Here is an 18,955-nt window from a genome sequence, read left to right on the forward strand (position 1 = left end):
GCCGGGTCCTGCGCAGTTCGATTCCGCGCAGCACGAATTCGGTCATGTTCAGTCTCCAAACCCTCGTGGACTTCCCGTGCCGTGGCCGGTCTCCTGGCTGACGGATCGTCGCTGCTGCGCCGACCTTCCCGGACGTGCGTCCAGTGGTCTCCGGACCGGCGGACCGGTTCGGACGAGGGCGAGCAACTACCCGCTCACAGTGGCGAGGGCCGCGCCGGTCTCACACCGGCTTCCCGAGCACCACGGCAGGTGGAGCTTAGCGCACGTGTGCAACCATGTGCCCCCATGGTCGACCTTCCCCCGGCGCCGGCCCAGGCGGCATCCCCCGTCGCTGCGCTCACCCAGGATCGGTGCCCCGGTCTGCTGCGCCCCCACCTCGCCGCCGACGGCGCGCTGGTGCGGCTGCGCGCGCCCGGCGGCCGGCTCCCGGACGGCGGCCTGCAGGCGCTGTCGGAGGCGTCGGTCGCCTTCGCGGACGGCGACGTGCACCTCACCTCACGCGGAAACCTGCAGATCAGGGGCGTCGCGTTGGACGAGTGCGGCGGGGTGCCCGCCGGCCTGGTCGAGGCGGTGACGGCGGCCGGGTTCCTGCCGGCGCCGGCGCACGAACGGGTCCGCAACGTCGTCGCCTCGCCGCTGTCCGGGATCACCGGCGGCCGCGCCGACATCCGCCCGCTGATCGGCGCGCTCGACGCCGCCCTGTGCGCCGAGCCCGCCCTGGCGCAGCTGCCGGGGCGTTTCCTCTTCGGGCTCGACGACGGCCGCGGCGACGTCACCACCCTGCGCTGCGACCTCGCCGCGGTGGCCGTCGAACCCGGACTGTTCCGCGTCACGATCGGCCGGCGCTCCGGCCCGGTGGTGCCGGCCGAGCGGGCCGTCGGGACCCTGGTCGACCTGGCGCAACGGTTCGCGGCGATCCGCGGCACCAGCTGGCACGTGCACCGACTGCCCGAGGCCGGCGCCGAACTCGGCGGTGGTGCGCCGCTGCCGCCGCCCACCCGGTACACCGCGCCGTACGGCCCCCTGCCCGGAGCCGTCTCGGTCCTGGTCCCGCTGGGCATCCTCTCGCCCGCGATGGTGGCGGCGCTGCCCGTGCCGGACGTGATCGTCACCCCGTGGCGCGGCCTGGTCCTGCCCGGCGAGCACGATCCGCAGCCGCTGCGCGACGCCGGGTTCGTCCTCGACGGCGCGTCGCCGTGGACCCGCACCACCGCATGCACCGGCGCGCCGCGGTGTAGCCTCGCCGGGGGCGACACCCGTGCCACGGCCCGGCGCGTCGTCGCCGATGCGCCGCCACCCGGCCACCTGCACGTCGTGGGATGCGAACGATCCTGCGGCGCACCGAATTTCCCCCACACGCTCCTGCTCGCGAGGAACCCGGCATGACCCTGTCCCCCCCACCCCGGCGCTACGACTACGTCACCGACGGCGCCGACATCTACGTCCGGTCGTTCGCGACGATCCGCGCCGAAACCGACCTGTCCGCGATTCCGGCCGACGCCGAGAAGGTCGCGGTGCGCATGGTGCACGCCTGCGGGCAGACCGACCTGACCCGCGACCTCGCGATCCACCCGGGCCTGGTGTCCGCGGCGCGCACGGCGCTGCGTTCCGGCGCGCCGATCCTCACCGACGCGCACATGGTCGCGTCCGGGGTGACCCGCACCCGGCTGCCGGCGGACAACGAGGTGCTGTGCTTCCTGCGGGACCCGCGGGTACCCGAGCTCGCGTCGGCGTGGGGCACCACCCGCTCGGCCGCGGCGGTGTCGCTGTGGGAGGACCGCCTCGACGGCGCCGTCGTCGCGATCGGCAACGCACCCACCGCGCTGTTCCACCTGCTCGAGCTCATCGACGCCGGCGGCCCCCGGCCGGCCGCGATCGTGGGGGTGCCGGTCGGGTTCATCGGCGCCGCCGAATCCAAGGAGGCGCTCGCCGCGCATCCGCTGCAGCTGCCCTACCTGGTGGTACGGGGACGTCGCGGCGGCTCGGCGATGGCGTCGTCCGCGATCAATGCCCTGGCCCAGGAGGCGGAGTGAACGACACCGGACGGTTCTACGGCGTGGGCCTCGGCCCCGGTGATCCCGAGCTGATCACCCGCAAGGCGGCCCGGCTGATCGAGCAGGCCGACGTGATCGCCTACCACTCGGGCACCCACGGCCGGTCCATCGCGAGGGGCATCGCGGCCGGGCTGATCCGGGAGGGGGTGCTCGAGGAGGCGCTGGTCTACCCGGTCACCACCGGCACCACCGACCATCCCGGCGGCTACGACGGGGCCATCGCCGACTTCTACGACGAGTGCGCGGCGCGCCTGGCCGCGCACCTCGACGCCGGCCGCACCGTCGTCGTGCTGTGCGAGGGCGACCCGCTGTTCTACGGCTCCTACATGTACCTGCACGACCGGCTCGCGAACCGCTATGCGACCGAGGTGGTTCCGGGCGTGACGTCGGTGTCCGCGGCCGCGGCCGCCGCGGCGGAACCGCTGGTGCGGCGCACCGACGTGCTCACCGTGCTGCCCGGCACGCTGCCCGAGCCGGAACTGGCGCGCCGTCTCGCCGACACCGACGGCGCCGCGATCATGAAGCTGGGCCGCACCTTCCCCGCGGTCCGCGCCGCGCTCGCCCAGGCGGGCCGGCTCGACGACGCGGTGTACGTCGAGCGCGCGTCGATGGGCGGGCAGCGCATCGTCCCCGTCGCCGACGTCGACGCCGATGCGGTGCCGTACTTCTCGGTGATCCTCACCCCCGGCGACCGCGCGCCGCGCAACCGGGACATCACCGACCGGTCCCGGCCCGTCGTCGCCGAGGTTCCCGACGCGGTCGCTGCCCGTGAGCTGCTCGTCGTCGGTCTCGGCCCCGCCGACGAGAAGTGGCTCACCCCCGAGGCCGCCGCCGCGCTGGCGGCCGCCGACCACGTCGTCGGGTACGGGCCCTACGTCGACCGGGTGCCGGTCCGGCCGGGGCAGCGACGGCACGCGTCCGGCAACACCGTCGAGGTGGACCGCGCCCGCGTCGCGCTCGAGCTGGCCCTGTCCGGCGAACGGGTGGCGGTCGTCTCGGGTGGCGACGCCGGAGTGTTCGGGATGGCCTCGGCGGTGTTCGAGGCCGCGCAGGATCCGCGGTTCGCGGAGATCCCGGTGCGGGTGCTGCCCGGCGTGTCGGCGGTCCAGGCCGTCGCCGCGCGGGCGGGCGCCCCGATCGGCGGCGACTTCGCGGTGATGAGCCTGTCGGACCGGCTCAAGCCGTGGGAGGTGATCGAGCAGCGGCTCACCGCCGTCGCACAGGCCGACCTGGTGCTGGGCATCTACAACCCGGCGTCGCGGTCGCGGACCACGCAGGTCGCGCAGGCGCGGGCCGTGCTGCTGCGGCACCGCCCCGCCGACACCGTCGTGGTGGTCGGTCGCGACGTCGGCCGCCCCGGCGAGTCGCTCGAGGTGACCACCCTCGAGAAGCTCGACCCGGACGCGATCGACATGAAGTGCCTGATCCTCGTGGGCTCGTCCGGCACCGCGGTCACCGCGACCGGCGCGGTGTGGACGTCGCGCTCGGTGCGTCCCTGAACATTCGCCCGGAACACCGGGATCCGCGCCCGTCACGGCGCGCGCGGATTCCGGTTCACCGTGTGAAGCCGCTGCGGTCCCGCGCCGGGTCGTAGAGGTGCGAGCACGCGACGTCCGCCGACCGCACGCCCAGGGCACGGCCGACGACGATCACCGCGGTGTGCTTCAGTCCCGCCGCCTCGACCTTGTCGGCGAGGTCGGCGAGCGTGCCGCGCAGCACCAGCTCGTTCGGGCGGGACGCGAACGCCACCACCGCGGCCGGACAGTCGGCGCCGTACTCGACGCTCAGCTCCTCGGCGAGGACGCGGATGCGGGTGATCGCCAGGTGCAGCACGAGGCTCGCGCGCAGGCCCGCGACGCGGGCGAGGGCCTCGGTGTCGGGCATGGTCGTCGAGCGGGCCTGCGTGCGGGTCAGCACGACGGTCTGCACCAGCTCGGGCACGGTCAGCTCCGCCCCGAGGGTCGCCGCGGCGGCCGCGTAGGCCGGCACACCGGGCGTGACGTCCCACGGCACTGCCGCGGCATCGAGCCGGCGCGTCTGCTCGGTCAGGGCCGAATACAGCGACGGGTCACCGGAACACAAGCGGACGACGTCGAGGCCGCGGCGGTGGGCGTCGACGAGGTGCGCGGTGATCTCGTCCAGGTCCAGGCGCTGGGTGTCGACGAGCTCCGCGTCGTCCCGGCAGTGCGCGAGCACCTCGTCGTCGAGATAGGTGCCGGCGTAGAGCACCACCGGCGCCTCGCTCAGCAGGCGCGCGGCCCGCAGCGTCAGCAGGTCGGCCGCACCGGGCCCGGATCCCACGAAGTGAACTGTCATCTCACGCCTTTCGTCACCTGCCACTGCACCACCGGGCGCAGCGCCTGCCAGCCGCTGAACCCGCCGAGTGGTGCGGCCTGTTCCACGGTCGTCCGGGTCAGCTCCCCGCCGTGGGTCTTCCACCACTGCACCAACGTCGACTCGGTTTCGAGGGTCACCGCGTGCGCGACCAGACGGCCACCCGGACGCAGTGCCGCCCAGCAGGCTTCGAGCACTCCGGGAATCGACCCGCCGCCGCCGACGAAGACGGCATCGGGGGTGTCGAGACCGGCGAGCGCGTCGGGGGCGGCGCCGCGCACCACCACGACCGACGGGACGCCGAGCCGCGCGGCGTTGCGGCCGATCCGGTCGGCGCGCGTCTCGTCGCGTTCGATCGCCACCGTGCGGCAGCGCGGATCGGTGCGGGCCCACTCGATGCCCACCGACCCGGCGCCGGCCCCGACGTCCCACAGCAGTTGCCCCGGCCGCGGCGCGAGCGCGCACACCGCGGCGAGCCGGATCGGGCGTTTGGAAATCTGACCGTCGTGCTCGAACGCGTCGTCGGCCAGGCCGGGCGTCGCGGGATACCCCTCGGCTCCGGAGCATTCGATGCAGACGACGTTGAGCGCGGGCGCGTCGCCGGACCAGTCGTCGGCGGCGGCGGTGCGCCGCGCCTCCTCGGGCGCGCCGAGGTCCGACAGCACGGTCAGGGTGCTCGCGCCGAACCCGTCTCGGCGCAGCAGGTCGGCGACCCGCGCCGGGGTGGAGCCGTCGGAGGAGAGCACGATCAGCCGCCGCCCCCACCCGAATGCGCGGCGGACGGCGTGCACGTCCCGGCCCACCAGCGTCACCACGTCCACCGACTCGGCGCTCCACCCCATGCGGGCGCGGGCCAGCGCCACCGACGACACGGCGGGCAGCACCGTCACCGCGTCGGCGCCGAGCCGGTCGATCAGGGTGGTCCCGATGCCGGAGACGAGCGGATCGCCCGACGCGACCGCCACGATCGTGCGGCCGCGGTGCCGCGCGAGCAGCGCGTCGAGTCCGTCGCGCAGCGGGGACGGCCACGGCTCGCGGACGGCGCCGGTCTCGGGCAGCAGCGCCAGATGGCGCCGCCCACCGAGCAGGACCTGCGCGCCGAGCACCGCGTCGCGGGCGGGGGGCGGCAGGCCGTCCCAGCCGTCGGCACCCATGCCGACGACGGTGATGTGTGAGCCCATGGCGTCGAACCCTAGCCGGTGCGGTTAGACTCGGCGCCGGCAAGACAATCGAGGTGCCCCTCACGGGGATAATCGGGAAGCCGGTGTGAATCCGGCACAGGCCCGCTGCGGTGACCCGGGAGTCGTCGATCATGCGCATCACGCGCAGCCACTGGACCGCCCGGTCCGGGAAGGCGATCGCACGGCGTCCGACCGGGAAGTCCGAATACCGGCCTCGATTCCGTTTGCCGAGAAGACATCCCAGCGGGAGCCTGTGGAGGTTGAAAGTGCACGTGTATCCGTTCAGTGCCGTCGTCGGCTCCGACGACCTCGCGCTGGCCCTGTCCCTGTGCGCGGTGTCGCCGTCGATCGGCGGGGTGCTCGTGCGCGGGGAGAAGGGCACCGCCAAGTCGACCACGGTGCGCGCCCAGGCCGCGCTGTTGCCGCAGGTCACGGAGGTCGCCGGCTGCCGGTTCGCGTGCGACCCCGCCGCCCCCGACCCGTCCTGTCCCGACGGCCCGCATCCGCACGGTGCGGCGGCGCAGACCCGGCCGGCGCGGCTGGTGGAACTGCCCGTCGGCGCCACCGAGGACCGGGTCACCGGCTCCCTGCACCTGCAGAAGGCACTGTCGGGGGGCACCGCCGAGTACGAGCCGGGCCTGCTCGCCCGGGCGCACCGCGGGGTGCTCTACGTCGACGAGGTCAACCTGCTGCACGACCATCTCGTGGACCTGCTGCTCGACGCCGCGGCGATGGGCCGGTGCTCCGTCGAGCGCGACGGGGTGTCGGTCTCGCATGCCGCCCGGTTCGTACTGGTCGGAACGATGAACCCGGAGGAGGGGGAGCTGCGTCCGCAGCTGCTCGACCGCTTCGGGCTGACCGTGGAGGTGGCCGCGCCGCGCGATCCGCAGGTGCGGGCGGAGATCGTGCGGCGGCGCCTGGCGTTCGACGCCGACCCGGTGTCGTTCGTCGCGGGCTGGGCCGACGCCGAGGCCGAGCTGGCGCGGCGGCTCGCCGCGGCCCGCGAGCGGCTGCCGCACGTGCGGCTCGGCGACGACGCGCTCGTCGCGATCGCGGAGGTGTGCGCGGCGTTCGATGTCGACGGGATGCGCGCCGACCTGGTCACCGCGAAGACCGCCGTCGCGCACGCGGCCTGGGCGGGTCGCGACGAGGTCACGCGGGAGGACATCGCGGTCGCGGCGCGGCTCGCGTTGCCGCACCGTCGTCGCCGCAACCCCTTCGACGAGCCCGGCATGGACGAGACGCTGCTCGACGAACTCCTGGGCGACCGGGCCCCCGAGCCGGACCCGGACGATCCCGGCCCCGGCCCCGGCGGTGCCGGTCCCGACGGTCCCGGAGGCGGCGAAGCGACGCCGGACCGGGACGACCGTGCGGCGGGCGCCGGCGCGGCGACGTCCGTCGCGACCCCGGCCGAGCCCTACCGGACACGCCTGTTCACCGCCGACCGCACGGGCCGCGGCACCGCGGGCCGGCGCTCCCGGGCGCGCACGACGGTCGGCCGCACGGTCGGCGAGCGTCGCGCCGACACCGGCCCCATCCACCTGCCCGCCACCATCCGCGCCACCGCCGCCCACCCGTGCGCGTTTCCGGTAGCGGGAACTACCGGAAACGCGCACGGGTGGCAGGTGCGGCGGAAGGTCGTCGAGGGGCGTGAGGCCAACCTGGTGCTGCTGTGCGTCGACGCCTCCGGCTCCATGGCGGCGCGGCAGCGGATGACCCAGGTCAAGACGGCGATCCTGTCGCTGCTGCTCGACGCCTACCGGCGCCGCGACACCGTCGGCCTGGTGACCTTCCGCGGCGATCGCGCCGTGCTCGCCCTGCCGCCGACCAATTCGGTGGACGTGGCCGCGGCCCGGCTGCGGGAGCTGCCGGCGGGCGGGCGCACCCCGCTCGCCGAGGGACTGCTCGAGGCGGCCGAGACGATCCGGCGGCACCGGCTGCGCGAACCCGACCGGCGGGCGTTGCTCGTCGTGGTCACCGACGGTCGCGCCACCGCAGGTGCGGACGCGGTGGCCCGATCCCTCGCGGCCGCCGACCGCATCGCCACCGCCGGGATCGACGCGGTCGTCGTGGATTCCGAGACCGGCCGGTTCCGCATGGGTCTCGCGGCCCGGCTCGCCGAACGGCTCGGCGCCGAACACGTTCCCGTCGGCGAGGTCCACGCCGACGCGCTCACCACCGTCGTCCGAGGAAGGGCCGCGTAGATGCCGAAGGGACAACCGGCCACCGTGCCGGACGACGGTCTCACCACCCGTCAGCGCCGCAACCGGCCGCTGCTGATGGTCCACACCGGCGACGGCAAGGGCAAGTCGACCGCCGCGTTCGGGCTGGCACTGCGCGGCTGGAACCAGGGCTGGTCGGTCGCGGTGTTCCAATTCGTCAAGTCCGCCAAGTGGCGTCTCGGTGAGCAGACCGCCTTCGAGACCCTCGGCGACCTGCACACCGAGCGCGGCACGGGCGGCCCGATCGAGTGGCACAAGATGGGCTCCGGGTGGTCGTGGTCCCGCAAGGACGGCACCGAGGAGGACCACGCCGCCGCGGCACTCGCCGGGTGGCGGGAGATCCAGCGCCGGCTCGCCGCCGAGCAGCACGGGCTGTACGTGCTCGACGAATTCACCTACCCGATCGGCTGGGGCTGGATCGACGCCGACGAGGTGGTGCGGACGCTCGCCGCGCGTCCCGGCCACCAGCACGTCGTGATCACCGGCCGCCGGGCGCATCCGGCGTTGATCGAGGCCGCGGATCTCGTGACCGAGATGACGAAGATCAAGCACCCGATGGACGCGGGCCAGAAGGGCCAGAAGGGCATCGAGTGGTGACACTCGGGTGTGGCCGCGTGGTGACACTCGGCAGCGTGGTGACACTCGGGGTGGCAGCGTGGTGACGCTGCCGCGGCTGGTGATCGCCGCGCCGGCGTCCGGGCACGGGAAGACCACGGTCGCAACGGGTCTCATGGCCGCACTGCGGTCGGCCGGGCACACCGTGTCGGGGCACAAGGTCGGCCCGGACTACATCGACCCCGGCTACCACGCCCTCGCGACGGGCCGGCCGGGACGTAACCTCGACGCGCACCTCGTCGGCACCGACCTGCTCGCACCGCTGCTCACGCACGGCGCCCGCGGCGCGGACGTCGCGATCGTCGAGGGCGTGATGGGCCTGTACGACGGGATGCTCGGCGCCGACGGTTTCGCGTCCACCGCCCACACCGCCACGGTGCTCGGCGCCCCGGTGGTCCTCGTCGTCGACGTCTCGCACGCCTCCCGTTCCATCGCGGCGGTGGTGCACGGCATGGCCACGTTCGACCGCGGTGTCCGCATCGCCGGGGTGATCCTGAACAAGGCCGGTTCGGTGCGGCATTCCGACGAGGTGGTCGAGGCCCTGGCCGCGACGGGCGTTCCGGTGCTCGGGGTGCTGCAGCGCGACGACGGGATCTCGGCGCCGTCGCGGCACCTGGGGCTGGTGCCGGCGCAGGAGCGGGCCGGGGCGGCCGCCCAGCTCGACCGGCTGGCCGCGCAGATCGCCGCGCGCGTCGATCTCGCCGAGGTGATGCGGATCGCCCGCAGCGCACCGGCTCTCGTCACCGAACCGTGGGAGCCGGGCGAGTCGGCCGAGGACGGACCGGTCGTCGCGATCGCCGGGGGTCGCGCCTTCACGTTCCGCTACGCCGAGACCGAGGAGATGCTGCGCGCCGCCGGGTGCCGCACCGTCGTCTTCGACCCGCTGCGCGACGAACGCCTGCCGGACGGCACCGCCGGAATCTACCTCGGCGGCGGGTTCCCGGAGGTACACGCCGCCGACCTGGCTGCGAACACGCCGCTGCGCGAGCATCTGCGGGCCGCGATCGCGGCCGGCACGCCCACCGTCGCCGAGTGCGCGGGCCTGCTGTACCTGTGCCGCGACGTGGACGGCGCTCCGATGGTCGGCGCGGTCGACGCGTCCGCGCGGATGACCCCGCGGCTCACCCTCGGCTACCGCACCGCCGTCGCGCCCCGCGACACGCTGCTCGCCCCGGCGGGCGCTCGGGTGACCGGGCACGAATTCCACCGCACCACCGTCGATTCCACCGGCGAGCCGGCGTGGCTGCTGGGCGGTAGGCCCGACGGGTTCGCCTCCGCCACCGTGCACGCGTCCTATCTGCACACCCACTGGGCCGGGCATCCGGTCCTTGCCCGGCGGTTCGCCGAGGCGGTGCGGGCCGCGACGCCGGTCCCCCCGCCGCCACGCACGACCCGTACCGCCGCACCGGACCTGCAGCACCACGGTGACCGGGAGGCGACCCCCGGCCTGGTGGATCTGGCCGTCAACGTCGCGCGCCGGCCGCGTCCGGACTGGCTGGAGGCGGCACTGACGGGCTCGCTGGCCGAACTGGACCGGTATCCGGATCCGCGGCCGTGCCGCGCGGCCCTGGCCGCGCGGCACGGCCGCGATCCGCACGAGGTGCTTCCCACCGCCGGCGGCGCGGAGGCGTTCACCCTCGTCGCCCGCGCCCGCCGCTGGGCGCGACCGGTGGTGATCCACCCGCAGTTCACCGAGCCGGAGGCGGCGCTGCGCGTCGCCGGGCACGAGGTGACCCGGGTGCTGTTGCGGGCCGAGGACGGGTTCGTCCTCGACGCGGCGCCGGTGCCCGACGACGCCGACCTCGTGGTCGTCGGCAACCCGACGAACCCGACCGGGGTGCTGCACCCGGCTGCCGCGCTGCGGGCCCTGGCGCGCCCCGGGCGGGTGCTCGTGGTGGACGAGGCGTTCATGGATGCGGTACCGGGAGAGACCGAATCGCTTGCCGGGGAGTCGATTCCGGGTGTCGTGGTGATCCGCTCGCTCACCAAGACGTGGGCGATTCCCGGGATCCGCGCCGGATACGTGCTCGGTGACGAGTCGATCGTCGCCGAACTGGCCGCGCACCAGCCACCGTGGTCTGTGTCCACACCGGCGGCGGCGGCGATGATCGCGTGCGCGTCGGCGGCGGCCACGGTCGAGGCCGAGCGGGCCGCCGTGCAGATCGCGGCCGACCGCGCCGTCCTCGTGGACGGCCTGACCGCCCTCGGCGTCGCGGTGGCCGGACCGTCCGCGGCGCCGTTCGTGCTGGCACACGTCCCGGCCGGCACGCGGGAGCGCCTGCGGGGCCGGGGGTTCGCGGTGCGCCGCGGCGACACGTTCCCCGGCCTCGGCGCGGACTGGGTGCGCATCGCGGTGCGCGACCCGCAGACGACCGCGGCGCTGCTCGAGGCGTGGCCGACGTGAATGCCCGCGCCGCCGGCCTCGTCCTGGGCTATGCCGCCGACCGGGCGTTCGGCGATCCCCGCCGGTTCCATCCGGTGAGCGGCTTCGGCCGGATCGCGCGCGCGACCGAACGGGCGCTGTACGCGGATCACCGGGCGGCCGGGGCACTGTTCACCGTGGTGCTGGTCGGCGGCGCCACGGGGCTCGGCTACGGCGCGGACCGCCTCACCCGGCGGCGCCCGCTGCTGCGGACGGCGGTGACGGCGGCCGCGACGTGGACCGTGCTCGGCGGCCGCTCGCTGGCGCGGGAGGCCACGACGATCGACGGCCAGCTGCGCCGTGGGGATCTGCCCGCCGCGCGACGGCAGGTCACCCACCTCGTCGGCCGCGACCCGTCGCAGCTCGACGCCGCCGGCGTCGCCCGCGCCACGCTCGAGTCGCTCGCGGAGAACACGTCCGATGCGGTGGTCGCGCCGCTGCTCTGGGGTGCGGTGGCCGGGCCGGCGGGTCTGCTCGGCTACCGGGCCGCGAACACCCTCGACGCCCGCGTGGGCCACCGCACGCCCCGTCACGAGCGGTTCGGCTGGGCGTCGGCCCGGTTCGACGACGTGCTCAATCTGGCTCCGGCGCGGCTGTCGGCGCTGCTCGCGGTCGGCCTGGGCGGCCGGCCGGGTGCGGCGCTGCGGGCCTGGCGCCGGGACGCCCACCGGCACCCGAGCCCGAATGCGGGTCCGGTGGAGGCCGCGTTCGCCGGGGCGCTGGGGGTCACGCTGGGCGGGGTGAACGTCTATCACGGTGTCGTCGAGGACCGCGGCACTCTCGGTGACGGTCCGCCGCCGCAGCCGGCGGACCTGGGGCGTGCGGTGCGGCTCGCCGCGCGGGTCGGCGTGGGAGCGCTGGCGGTGTGCACTGTCCTCACGGTCGCGACCAGGGATGTGGCGCGCATCACGTAAGAGGTGTAACACTGTAATCAGTGAAACACCCTTCGTCCCGAGGAGGACGACATGCGACACACCCCCCACATGCACGGACCCCGCTTCGGACGCCCCGGCGGCTGGCAGCAGGCCGACGTCCCCGATGCGAGCGACGCCACCGAGTGGTTCTCCGGACGACTGCCCGACGACTGGTTCACCGGCCCCGCCACCATCGAGGTCGACCGCGAGGAGATCGTCGTCGTCGGGGAACTCCCCCCGCCCGAGGACGCCGGCGCCGCGGCCGTCGACGGGCGCATCGCCCGCTTCCGGGAGAGCACCCGCCCGGACCGCATGCGCATCGCCGACGAGGCCGAGGCCCGCTACGGCCGGAAGGTCGCCTGGGGCGTCACCCTCGGCGATCGCCGGGTGTTGTTCACCCACTTGGCCGTTCCGGTGATGACCCGGCTGCGCCAGCCCGAGCGCAAGGTCCTCGACACCCTCGTCGACGCCGGCGTCGCCCGGTCGCGCTCCGACGCGCTCGCCTGGTGCATCAAGCTCGTCGGCACGCACAGCGAGCAGTGGCTCGCCGAGCTCCGGGAGGCGATGCGCAAGGTCGACGACCTGCGCGCCGAGGGCCCGCAGGTCTGACGCCGCAGATCCCCGTGGCCGCGCGCGCGAAATCCGGCGCGCCGGTGTCTATTTCGTCATCGGCTCGGAGGCCCAGGCGACGGCCTCGGCGACCGTCGTCACCGTCGGCACCCCCGGCGGCGACGGCGGTCGGCGCACGACGACGACCCGCACGCCGAGTTCGGCCGCGGCGTCGAGCTTGGCGCGGGTCAGGTCCCCGCCGGAGTCCTTCGTGACGAGCACGTCGACGCCGTGGCCGGCGAGCAGCGCCCGCTCGCCGTCGAGCGTGTAGGGGCCCCGGGCGAGCAGCACCGTCCACGAGTCCGGCACGTCGAGGTCCAACGGTTCGACCACCCGCACGAGGACACGGTGCCGCGCGAGGGGGCCGAGGAAGCGGTCGAGGGTCTGACGTCCCGTGCTCAGGAACACGCTCGTGCCCCCGGCCGCTGCCACGGCCGCGGCGTCGTGGTCGTCGACCCACGTCCAGTCGGCGGTGCCGGTCCAGCCCGGCCGCGCGAGGCGCAGCAGCGGCACCCCGGCCGCCGCGCACGCGGTCGCGGCGTTGCCGCTGATCCGCGCGGCGAACGGGTGCGTCGCATCGACGACCCGGTCGATCCCGTTGCCGCGCAGGTACTGTTGCAGTCCCTCGACGCCCCCGAAACCGCCGATCCGTACCTCGCCCACCGGCAGCCGCGGGTTGCGTACCCGTCCCGCGAGCGACGACAGGTACGCCACCCCCGCGGTCTCCAGACGAGCGGCGAGCGCCCGGGCCTCTCCGGTGCCACCGAGAACGAGCACCGTCATGCCAGGCCGCCGGTCAGGGTGGGCAGCGCGGGCCGGTCCCCCAGCATCCCGAGCAGGGTGTCGACGTCGAGGTGCTCCTCGATCATGTCGGCGAGCACCTCGAGGCGGGCCTCGCGTGCGTCGTGGAAGCCGACGGTGCCGGTGGCGACGTCGCGGCCGGTGAGTGCGGCGACCTCGCGGAGCCAGGCGGTGCGCAGGGCGTCGGCCTCGAGGCTGCCGTGCCACATGGTGCCGAACACCGTTCCCGCCCGGGCGCCGCCGAGGAACTCCTCGTCGCCGCCGCGGGAGATGCGGCCGTGGTGGATCTCGTAACCCGAGGCGGGGACGCCGAGCGCCGTCCCGGTCGGCAGCCGCAGCACCTTCTCGGGTTCGAAACGGGTGTGCACGTCCAGCAATCCGAGCCCGTCCACGCACGCATCGCGCGTGCCTTCGACGCCGTGCGGATCGGCGATCCGCCGGCCGAGCATCTGGAATCCGCCGCAGATGCCGAGCACCACGCCCCCGCGACGGGCGTGGTCGGCGACGGCGGTGTCGAGGCCGCGACCGCGCAGCCACGCGAGGTCGGCGAGGGTGGCGCGGGTACCGGGCAGGATCACCACGTCGGCACCGGCGACGGCGCGGGGGTCGTCGACGAACCGCACCCGCACGTCCGGCTCGAGGCACAGGGCGTCGACGTCGGTGAAGTTGCTGATCCGGGGCAGCGTCACCACCGCGACGGTGAGCGCGCCGGCGCCGTCGTGGGCGGGTCGCGACGACAGGGCCAGCGAGTCCTCCGAGTCCAGCCAGAGGTCGCGCTGCCACGGCAGGACACCGAGAACCGGCCTGCCGGTGAGCTTTTCGAGCGTGTCGAGGCCGGGTCGCAACAGCCCGACGTCGCCGCGGAACTTGTTGATCACGAATCCGCGGACGAGGGCCTGGTCGGGCGCGTCGAGCAGGGCGAGGGTGCCGTACATGGCGGCGAACACCCCGCCGCGGTCGATGTCGCCGACGAGCACCGTCGGCAGGTCGCCGTGCCGGGCCAGACCCATGTTGACGTAGTCATGGGCCCGCAGGTTGATCTCGGCGGCGCTGCCGGCGCCCTCGCAGACCACGACGTCGAAGCGGGCGCGCAGGTCGTCGAATGCGGCGAACGCGGCGTCGGCGAGATGCCGTCGCCCGCCCGCGAACTCGCCGGCCTCGAGGTGCCCCGCGGGGCGGCCGAGCACGACGACGTGGCTGCGACGGTCGCTGCCGGGTTTGAGCAGCACCGGATTCATCGCGGCCTCGGGCGTCGCGCGGGCCGCCACCGCCTGGATCCACTGCGCGCGGCCGATTTCCACGCCCGCACCGGTGTCCGGGTCGAGGGCCACCATCGAGTTGTTGGACATGTTCTGCGCCTTGAACGGCGCGACCGACAATCCGCGTCGGGCCAGGGCCCGGCAGATCCCGGTGGTCACCACGGTTTTCCCGGCGTCGGAGGTGGTTCCGGCGACGAGCAGGCCCTGTCCCACGCCGGCTACGCCACGCGGACGGGTGCGCGCCGATCGGCGCGTTCGGTGAGGAACGCGAACGCCACCCCCAGGGCGAACCACAATGTGGTCTGGATGACCACGGACGCAACGCGGAAGTCCCACAGCAGCGTCGCCGGGAATCCGGCACCGACCTCGTCGATCGTCGGCAGCACCGCATATCCGAGGCCCACCACGACGAGGAAGGCCAGGACCGGGCCTGCGAGCCGGACGGTGCGCATCTCCTGGCGGGCGAGGGCCTTCGCGACGGCGACCGCCACCGCGAGCGCGACGAGGCCGAGCACGACCGTCGCGACCCACAGGAGCGTGCGCTGGTCGATGGTGTCCGGGTCGCCCACCGCGGGCGGATTGGCCGGGTACTTCAGGAACGGCACCGCCGCGACCGCGAGCCAGCCGGCTCCGGCGCCGAGCAGTCCGAGCACCGGACCCGACAGCGTGGTGTGGCGGCGCGCGAAGTGCAGCACCGAGGCGTACAGCGCACCGAGCGCCAGCCCGCCGAGGGTGGTGGCGAGGATCAGGCCCGCCTTCTGCCCGGTGCGGCCGACGAGGGCGTCCTCGCCGTGGCTGTGACCGGCGGATCCGGCCTCGTGCGTGTGGGTGTGTGCGCCGGTGGCGGCGTGTTCGGCGGCGGATTCCTCGAGCGCGATCGCGGCCTCGATGTGCGGCTCGCCGATCACGAACGCGACGGCGCCGGCGAGCAGGCCCGCGAGGAGACCGGCGAGCAGGCCGCGCAGCAGGATCCGGGTGTAGGGACCGGCCAGTGGGACGCTGTCCGAGACGGCGGCATCCGGGTGCGGTGACACGGCCCCCGCGCTCAGTGACACGGCAGGCCGAGCAGGTGCCGGCCGTCGTGCATCAGTTCGTGCATGAACATGCCGGTGCGCGACACGGCACCCTGGTCGAACCCGACCAGGTAGAGGGTGACGAAGGCGAGCAGCACGACGGCGGTGATCGCGGCAGCCAGCGCTGCCGAACCCATCGTGGACTCGGGGGTGTGGACAGTAGCCAAAGTATCCTCCTGGGATAACGCGTCCCGTCGAAAGTTCTTGCACCGAGGGAGTTTTCTGACTCCCGGACGTCACGTCCGGTCACAGTGGCGCGACCGCTCCGGACTTGCACCGGATTGCCTGCACCTCGGCACGGGTAACGAAGGAACATTCGCACCCCCGCCTTCCCCTGTCAAGGCGAACGCGCGGGGTGTGGTTCGATGACGCCGTGGTTCGTCTCACCCTCCTGGCCCACGCCTCGACGGAGGCGCAACGCGCCGTCCGGTTCCCCGCCGACGAGCCGCTGTCGCAGCGCGGCAGACGCGAACTCGGGCGCGCGGTGGCGCCGGTGGCCGACCGCGTCGTCGTGGCACCGGAGCGCCGCACCACCGAGACCGCGGCCGCGCTGGGTGCGACGGCCGCCGTCGATCCCGCGCTGCGGGACCTGGACTACGGCGACTGGGCGGGGCTGGCCATGGACGAGGTGCCGGCCGCGGGACTGCACGAGTGGCTGACCGATCCGCATGCGGCACCGCACGGCGGTGAGTCCGTCGCGGCGCTGGGCGACCGGGTGGCCGGATGGCTCGACGGCCTGGCGCCGGGACGGGTCGTCGCGGTGACCCACCCGGCGGTGATCCGCGCCGCGACCGGGTACGCACTGGGCGCGGAACCGCGGGCGTTCTGGCGGATCGACGTGCGCCCGCTCGCCCGGGTCCGGCTGCACGGACGCGCGGGCCGGTGGTCGCTGCGGCTGGACTGAGCCGCGCTACCAGGTGACGTTCTCCTCGCAGCGCCGCCCGTTGACCGTCGTCTCGACCTGCACGGTGGCGTGTTCGAGGCCGTGCGAGGTGAGGACGGCGCGGGCCGATTCGAGCACCCACTGCGAGTCGTGGTCGCTGATCAGGTGCACGGTGGCGACGTCCATGCCGGTCGTCAGGGTCCACACGTGCAGGTCGTGGACGCCGGTGACGCCGGGCAGGGCGGACAGGTCGGCGCGGACCCCGTCGACGTCGAGGTGTGCGGGCGACGCCTGGGTGAGGATGCGCAGCGACGCCGCGGCCAGCCGCACCGCCCGCGGCACCACCCACAGCGAGATGAGGACGCCGACGACGATGTCGGCGAGGGTCCAGTCGAACAGCAGGACCAGGGCGCCGGCGACGAGGACGCCGACGCTTCCGACCGCGTCGGCGAGGACCTCGAGGTAGGCACCGCGGACCGCGAGACTGTCCTTGGCATCGGCGCGCAGGAGCAGCATCACGACGAGGTTGGCGGCCAGACCGGCCGTCGCGGTGAGCACGAGGGCCGTGCCGGGGATGTCGGGGGCGTCGCCGATGCGGTGGATCGCTTCGTAGAACACCCAGACCGCCACGGCGAGCAGGAGTGCGGCGTTCGCCATCGCGGCGAGCACCTCGGCACGGTGCCAGCCGAAGGTGCGGGCGGCGGCGGTGCTCCCGCGCCGCGCGAGGATCAGGGCGGCCATCCCCATGGACATGCCCACCACGTCGGTGAGCATGTGGCCGGCGTCGGCGAGCAGGGCGAGCGAGTCGATCCACAGGGCGACGCCGGCTTCGAGGAGCAGGAACGCCACCAGGATCGCGAGGGCGATCGCCATCCGCCGCAGCCGCCCCCGCGACGGCCCCGCCTCGCCGGGCGCACCGGCTCCGGCGTGACCGTGCGAATGACCGTGTCCGACCCCCATGATCCTCCCTCCGAAGTTTCGGCCATCATATGCAGACATACGCATATGTTCAACGGAGGGGTGGGGGTCAGGACTCGGGCGGATACGCCGGATGCTCCACGGTCGGGGGCAGGGTCGCGATCGCCGAGATCCGTTTCAGCCCCGCCACCTGGAGCAGGTCCACGATCAGCGAGCGGATCTGCGCGAACACCACCGTGGCCGACAGACCCGCACCCTGCACCTGGTCCGGCTTCATCTCCCGGGCCACACTCCGCAGCACCCGGGCCGCCTCCGCCTGGTCCGGCTTCTCCCCCGGCTCGGCGAGGACCATCGCCCTCAGCACGTCCACCGCGTCGGCCAGTTCGTCGATGCGCCGCACCAGCCGCGGATCGAGGATCTCGTCGTCGCGCACGAGCGAGAGCGACCGGCGCGCCAGCACGCGCGTGTTGCGCATGGCGTTGTCGATCGGGTCCGCCGCGGCCGTGAGCCGTTCGAGCCGCGGCCGGCTGTTCCAGTACAGCGGCGAGATGCGGCTGATCTCCTTGCCGCCGGAGATGTTGGTGCGCATCGCGTCGATCGCCGACTGCGTGGCCCGGGCCTCGCGCAGGGCCGCCTCGATCGGCTTCGGGTTGTTCTCGACCAGGCCGGTCTCGACCTTGCGCAGCACGTCCGCCGCCGTGGCCAGCACGTTCGCCGCCTCCCGGCGCGCCCGGCGAACCGGATGCGTGGGAATCACGGCGACGACGGCGATGCCGACCAGGCCGCCGACGAGGGTGTCGACCATGCGGTCGACGCCCCCGGACCCGCCGGGCGGGATCAGGGTCGCCACGAGCACCGCCGAGTTCCCGGCCTGCATGGAGAAGATCGGACCGCTGTTCAGGGCCACCGCCGTGCCCATCGCCATCGCGACGACGAGTGCGATCTGCCACGGACCGCTGCCGATGAACGAGATGATCAGGTCGCCGATGCCGATGCCCACGGTGACCCCGCAGACGAGTTCGACCGACCGGCGCATCCGCGCCCCCAGCGACAGCCCCAGCGACACGACCGCCGCGATGGGCGCGAAGAACGGCTGCTCGTGTCCGACCGGTCCCGTCGCCACCCACCAGGCGATGCCCGCCGCGAGCGCGCACTGCAGGATGGGCAGCGCCGAGGACCGCAGCCGGCGCCCCGACGCACGCAGCCGCCGGCGGACGCCGTCCCTGGTGGGCAGCCGGGGACTAATCGACGCCAAGCGCTTCGGCGGCGCGGGGATCGCAGTCCTCGAGCAGGTCGAGGCAGCGGGCGTGCTCGTCGGCCTCGCCGATCTCCTTCGCGGCGCGGGCCAGCGTGGCGACGCACCGCAGGAAACCCCGGTTGGGTTCGTGCTCGTACGGCACGGGACCGAAGCCCTTCCAGCCGTTGCGGCGCAGCTGGTCGAGACCGCGGTGGTAGCCGGTGCGGGCGTAGGCGTAGGCCGCGATCGTCTCGCCGCGCTCGAGGGCGGCTTCGGCCAGGTAGGCCCACGCGATCGACGCGGTGGGGTGGTCGGCTGCCACCTTCGCCGGATCCTCGCGGTTCAGCAGCGCCGATTCCGCCTCGTCGTCGCCGGGCAGCAGGGTGGGTTGGGGTCCGAGAAGATCACCGAAAGACGTCATGGCCACCATTGT

At 74.3% G+C, this 18,955-nt stretch carries 18 protein-coding genes and 3 riboswitches; of the genes, 9 read left to right on the forward strand and 9 right to left on the reverse strand.

Annotation, left to right across the window (positions count from 1 at the left end):
- Positions 1 to 65 precede the first annotated feature (65 nt).
- Positions 66 to 293, reverse strand: a riboswitch (cobalamin riboswitch).
- The 3 genes from QNA09_RS18035 (at position 286) to QNA09_RS18045 (ending at position 3,553) form a co-directional block, all read left to right on the forward strand.
- Positions 286 to 1,386, forward strand: coding sequence for a cobalamin biosynthesis protein CobG (locus QNA09_RS18035; RefSeq protein ID WP_010593198.1), 1,101 nt, complete (start codon positions 286 to 288; stop codon positions 1,384 to 1,386). (Overlaps the previous riboswitch by 8 nt.)
- On the forward strand, positions 1,383 to 2,033 hold the full coding sequence (locus QNA09_RS18040; RefSeq protein WP_010593199.1) for a precorrin-8X methylmutase: 651 nt from the start codon (positions 1,383 to 1,385) through the stop codon (positions 2,031 to 2,033). Before QNA09_RS18035 ends, QNA09_RS18040 begins: the two co-directional genes overlap by 4 nt.
- A complete protein-coding gene (locus QNA09_RS18045) occupies positions 2,030 to 3,553 on the forward strand; it encodes a precorrin-2 C(20)-methyltransferase (protein ID WP_010593200.1) in 1,524 nt (507 codons plus the stop codon). The genes QNA09_RS18040 and QNA09_RS18045 overlap by 4 nt, the downstream gene beginning before the upstream one ends.
- Before the next feature lie 55 nt (positions 3,554 to 3,608).
- On the opposite strand, the gene QNA09_RS18050 is transcribed toward QNA09_RS18045, so the two are convergent.
- A complete protein-coding gene (locus QNA09_RS18050; protein ID WP_010593201.1) occupies positions 3,609 to 4,370 on the reverse strand; it encodes a cobalt-precorrin-4/precorrin-4 C(11)-methyltransferase in 762 nt (253 codons plus the stop codon).
- Positions 4,367 to 5,569 (reverse strand): precorrin-6y C5,15-methyltransferase (decarboxylating) subunit CbiE, encoded by a 1,203-nt coding sequence (cbiE, locus tag QNA09_RS18055; RefSeq protein ID WP_203011013.1) that lies wholly within the window; start codon positions 5,567 to 5,569, stop codon positions 4,367 to 4,369. The genes QNA09_RS18050 and cbiE overlap by 4 nt, the downstream gene beginning before the upstream one ends.
- Positions 5,570 to 5,603: 34 nt before the next feature.
- A riboswitch (cobalamin riboswitch) is annotated at positions 5,604 to 5,801 on the forward strand.
- 34 nt (positions 5,802 to 5,835) lie between these two features.
- Here cbiE and QNA09_RS18060 point away from each other — a divergent pair.
- The 5 genes from QNA09_RS18060 to QNA09_RS18080 all read left to right on the forward strand — a co-directional run bounded on the left by QNA09_RS18060 (position 5,836) and on the right by QNA09_RS18080 (position 12,351).
- Positions 5,836 to 7,773, forward strand: a complete 1,938-nt coding sequence (locus QNA09_RS18060; protein ID WP_248957575.1) for a VWA domain-containing protein — start codon at positions 5,836 to 5,838, stop codon at positions 7,771 to 7,773.
- Positions 7,774 to 8,388 carry a cob(I)yrinic acid a,c-diamide adenosyltransferase gene (gene cobO, locus QNA09_RS18065; protein WP_010593205.1) on the forward strand — a complete coding sequence of 205 codons (615 nt, stop codon included), beginning with the start codon at positions 7,774 to 7,776 and terminating at the stop codon, positions 8,386 to 8,388.
- 61 nt (positions 8,389 to 8,449) lie between these two features.
- Positions 8,450 to 10,810 carry a cobyrinate a,c-diamide synthase gene (locus QNA09_RS18070; RefSeq protein ID WP_119699985.1) on the forward strand — a complete coding sequence of 787 codons (2,361 nt, stop codon included), beginning with the start codon at positions 8,450 to 8,452 and terminating at the stop codon, positions 10,808 to 10,810.
- Entirely contained in the window at positions 10,798 to 11,742 is a 945-nt protein-coding gene (locus QNA09_RS18075; protein WP_017680726.1) for a cobalamin biosynthesis protein, read from the forward strand. The genes QNA09_RS18070 and QNA09_RS18075 overlap by 13 nt, the downstream gene beginning before the upstream one ends.
- Positions 11,743 to 11,793: 51 nt before the next feature.
- Positions 11,794 to 12,351: a hypothetical protein gene (locus QNA09_RS18080; RefSeq protein WP_010593209.1), complete on the forward strand. Its 558-nt coding sequence runs from the start codon at positions 11,794 to 11,796 to the stop codon at positions 12,349 to 12,351.
- Positions 12,352 to 12,399: 48 nt separating this feature from the next.
- Here QNA09_RS18080 and QNA09_RS18085 read toward each other — a convergent pair whose 3' ends face one another.
- The 4 genes from QNA09_RS18085 to QNA09_RS18100 are packed head-to-tail and all read right to left on the reverse strand — an operon-like array spanning position 12,400 to position 15,621.
- Entirely contained in the window at positions 12,400 to 13,134 is a 735-nt protein-coding gene (locus tag QNA09_RS18085) for a cobalt-precorrin-6A reductase (protein ID WP_064066614.1), read from the reverse strand.
- Positions 13,131 to 14,624, reverse strand: a complete 1,494-nt coding sequence (locus QNA09_RS18090; RefSeq protein ID WP_119699986.1) for a cobyric acid synthase — start codon at positions 14,622 to 14,624, stop codon at positions 13,131 to 13,133. Before QNA09_RS18090 ends, QNA09_RS18085 begins: the two co-directional genes overlap by 4 nt.
- A 5-nt stretch (positions 14,625 to 14,629) precedes the next feature.
- Positions 14,630 to 15,445 (reverse strand): CbtA family protein, encoded by an 816-nt coding sequence (locus QNA09_RS18095; protein WP_010593212.1) that lies wholly within the window; start codon positions 15,443 to 15,445, stop codon positions 14,630 to 14,632.
- Positions 15,446 to 15,456: 11 nt separating this feature from the next.
- Complete coding sequence (locus QNA09_RS18100; protein ID WP_003938359.1) at positions 15,457 to 15,621, reverse strand: CbtB domain-containing protein; 165 nt, start codon at positions 15,619 to 15,621, stop codon at positions 15,457 to 15,459.
- Between the two features lie 58 nt (positions 15,622 to 15,679).
- A riboswitch (cobalamin riboswitch) is annotated at positions 15,680 to 15,826 on the reverse strand.
- Positions 15,827 to 15,857: 31 nt separating this feature from the next.
- Here QNA09_RS18100 and QNA09_RS18105 point away from each other — a divergent pair.
- The gene (locus QNA09_RS18105) at positions 15,858 to 16,388 is read left to right on the forward strand and encodes a histidine phosphatase family protein (protein ID WP_235157533.1); all 531 of its coding nucleotides are present in this window, start codon (positions 15,858 to 15,860) and stop codon (positions 16,386 to 16,388) included.
- Positions 16,389 to 16,394: 6 nt separating this feature from the next.
- Here QNA09_RS18105 and QNA09_RS18110 read toward each other — a convergent pair whose 3' ends face one another.
- The 3 genes from QNA09_RS18110 to QNA09_RS18120 form a co-directional block, all read right to left on the reverse strand.
- A complete protein-coding gene (locus tag QNA09_RS18110) occupies positions 16,395 to 17,327 on the reverse strand; it encodes a cation diffusion facilitator family transporter (protein WP_248957331.1) in 933 nt (310 codons plus the stop codon).
- 67 nt (positions 17,328 to 17,394) lie between these two features.
- Positions 17,395 to 18,540 carry an aromatic acid exporter family protein gene (locus tag QNA09_RS18115; protein ID WP_248957332.1) on the reverse strand — a complete coding sequence of 382 codons (1,146 nt, stop codon included), beginning with the start codon at positions 18,538 to 18,540 and terminating at the stop codon, positions 17,395 to 17,397.
- The gene (locus QNA09_RS18120; RefSeq protein WP_003938363.1) at positions 18,527 to 18,943 is read right to left on the reverse strand and encodes a DUF3151 domain-containing protein; all 417 of its coding nucleotides are present in this window, start codon (positions 18,941 to 18,943) and stop codon (positions 18,527 to 18,529) included. The genes QNA09_RS18115 and QNA09_RS18120 overlap by 14 nt, the downstream gene beginning before the upstream one ends.
- Positions 18,944 to 18,955 lie beyond the last annotated feature (12 nt).

It is taken from the genome of Rhodococcus sp. AH-ZY2 (assembly GCF_030916465.1).
In the GTDB taxonomy this organism is placed as follows: domain Bacteria; phylum Actinomycetota; class Actinomycetes; order Mycobacteriales; family Mycobacteriaceae; genus Rhodococcus; species Rhodococcus ruber.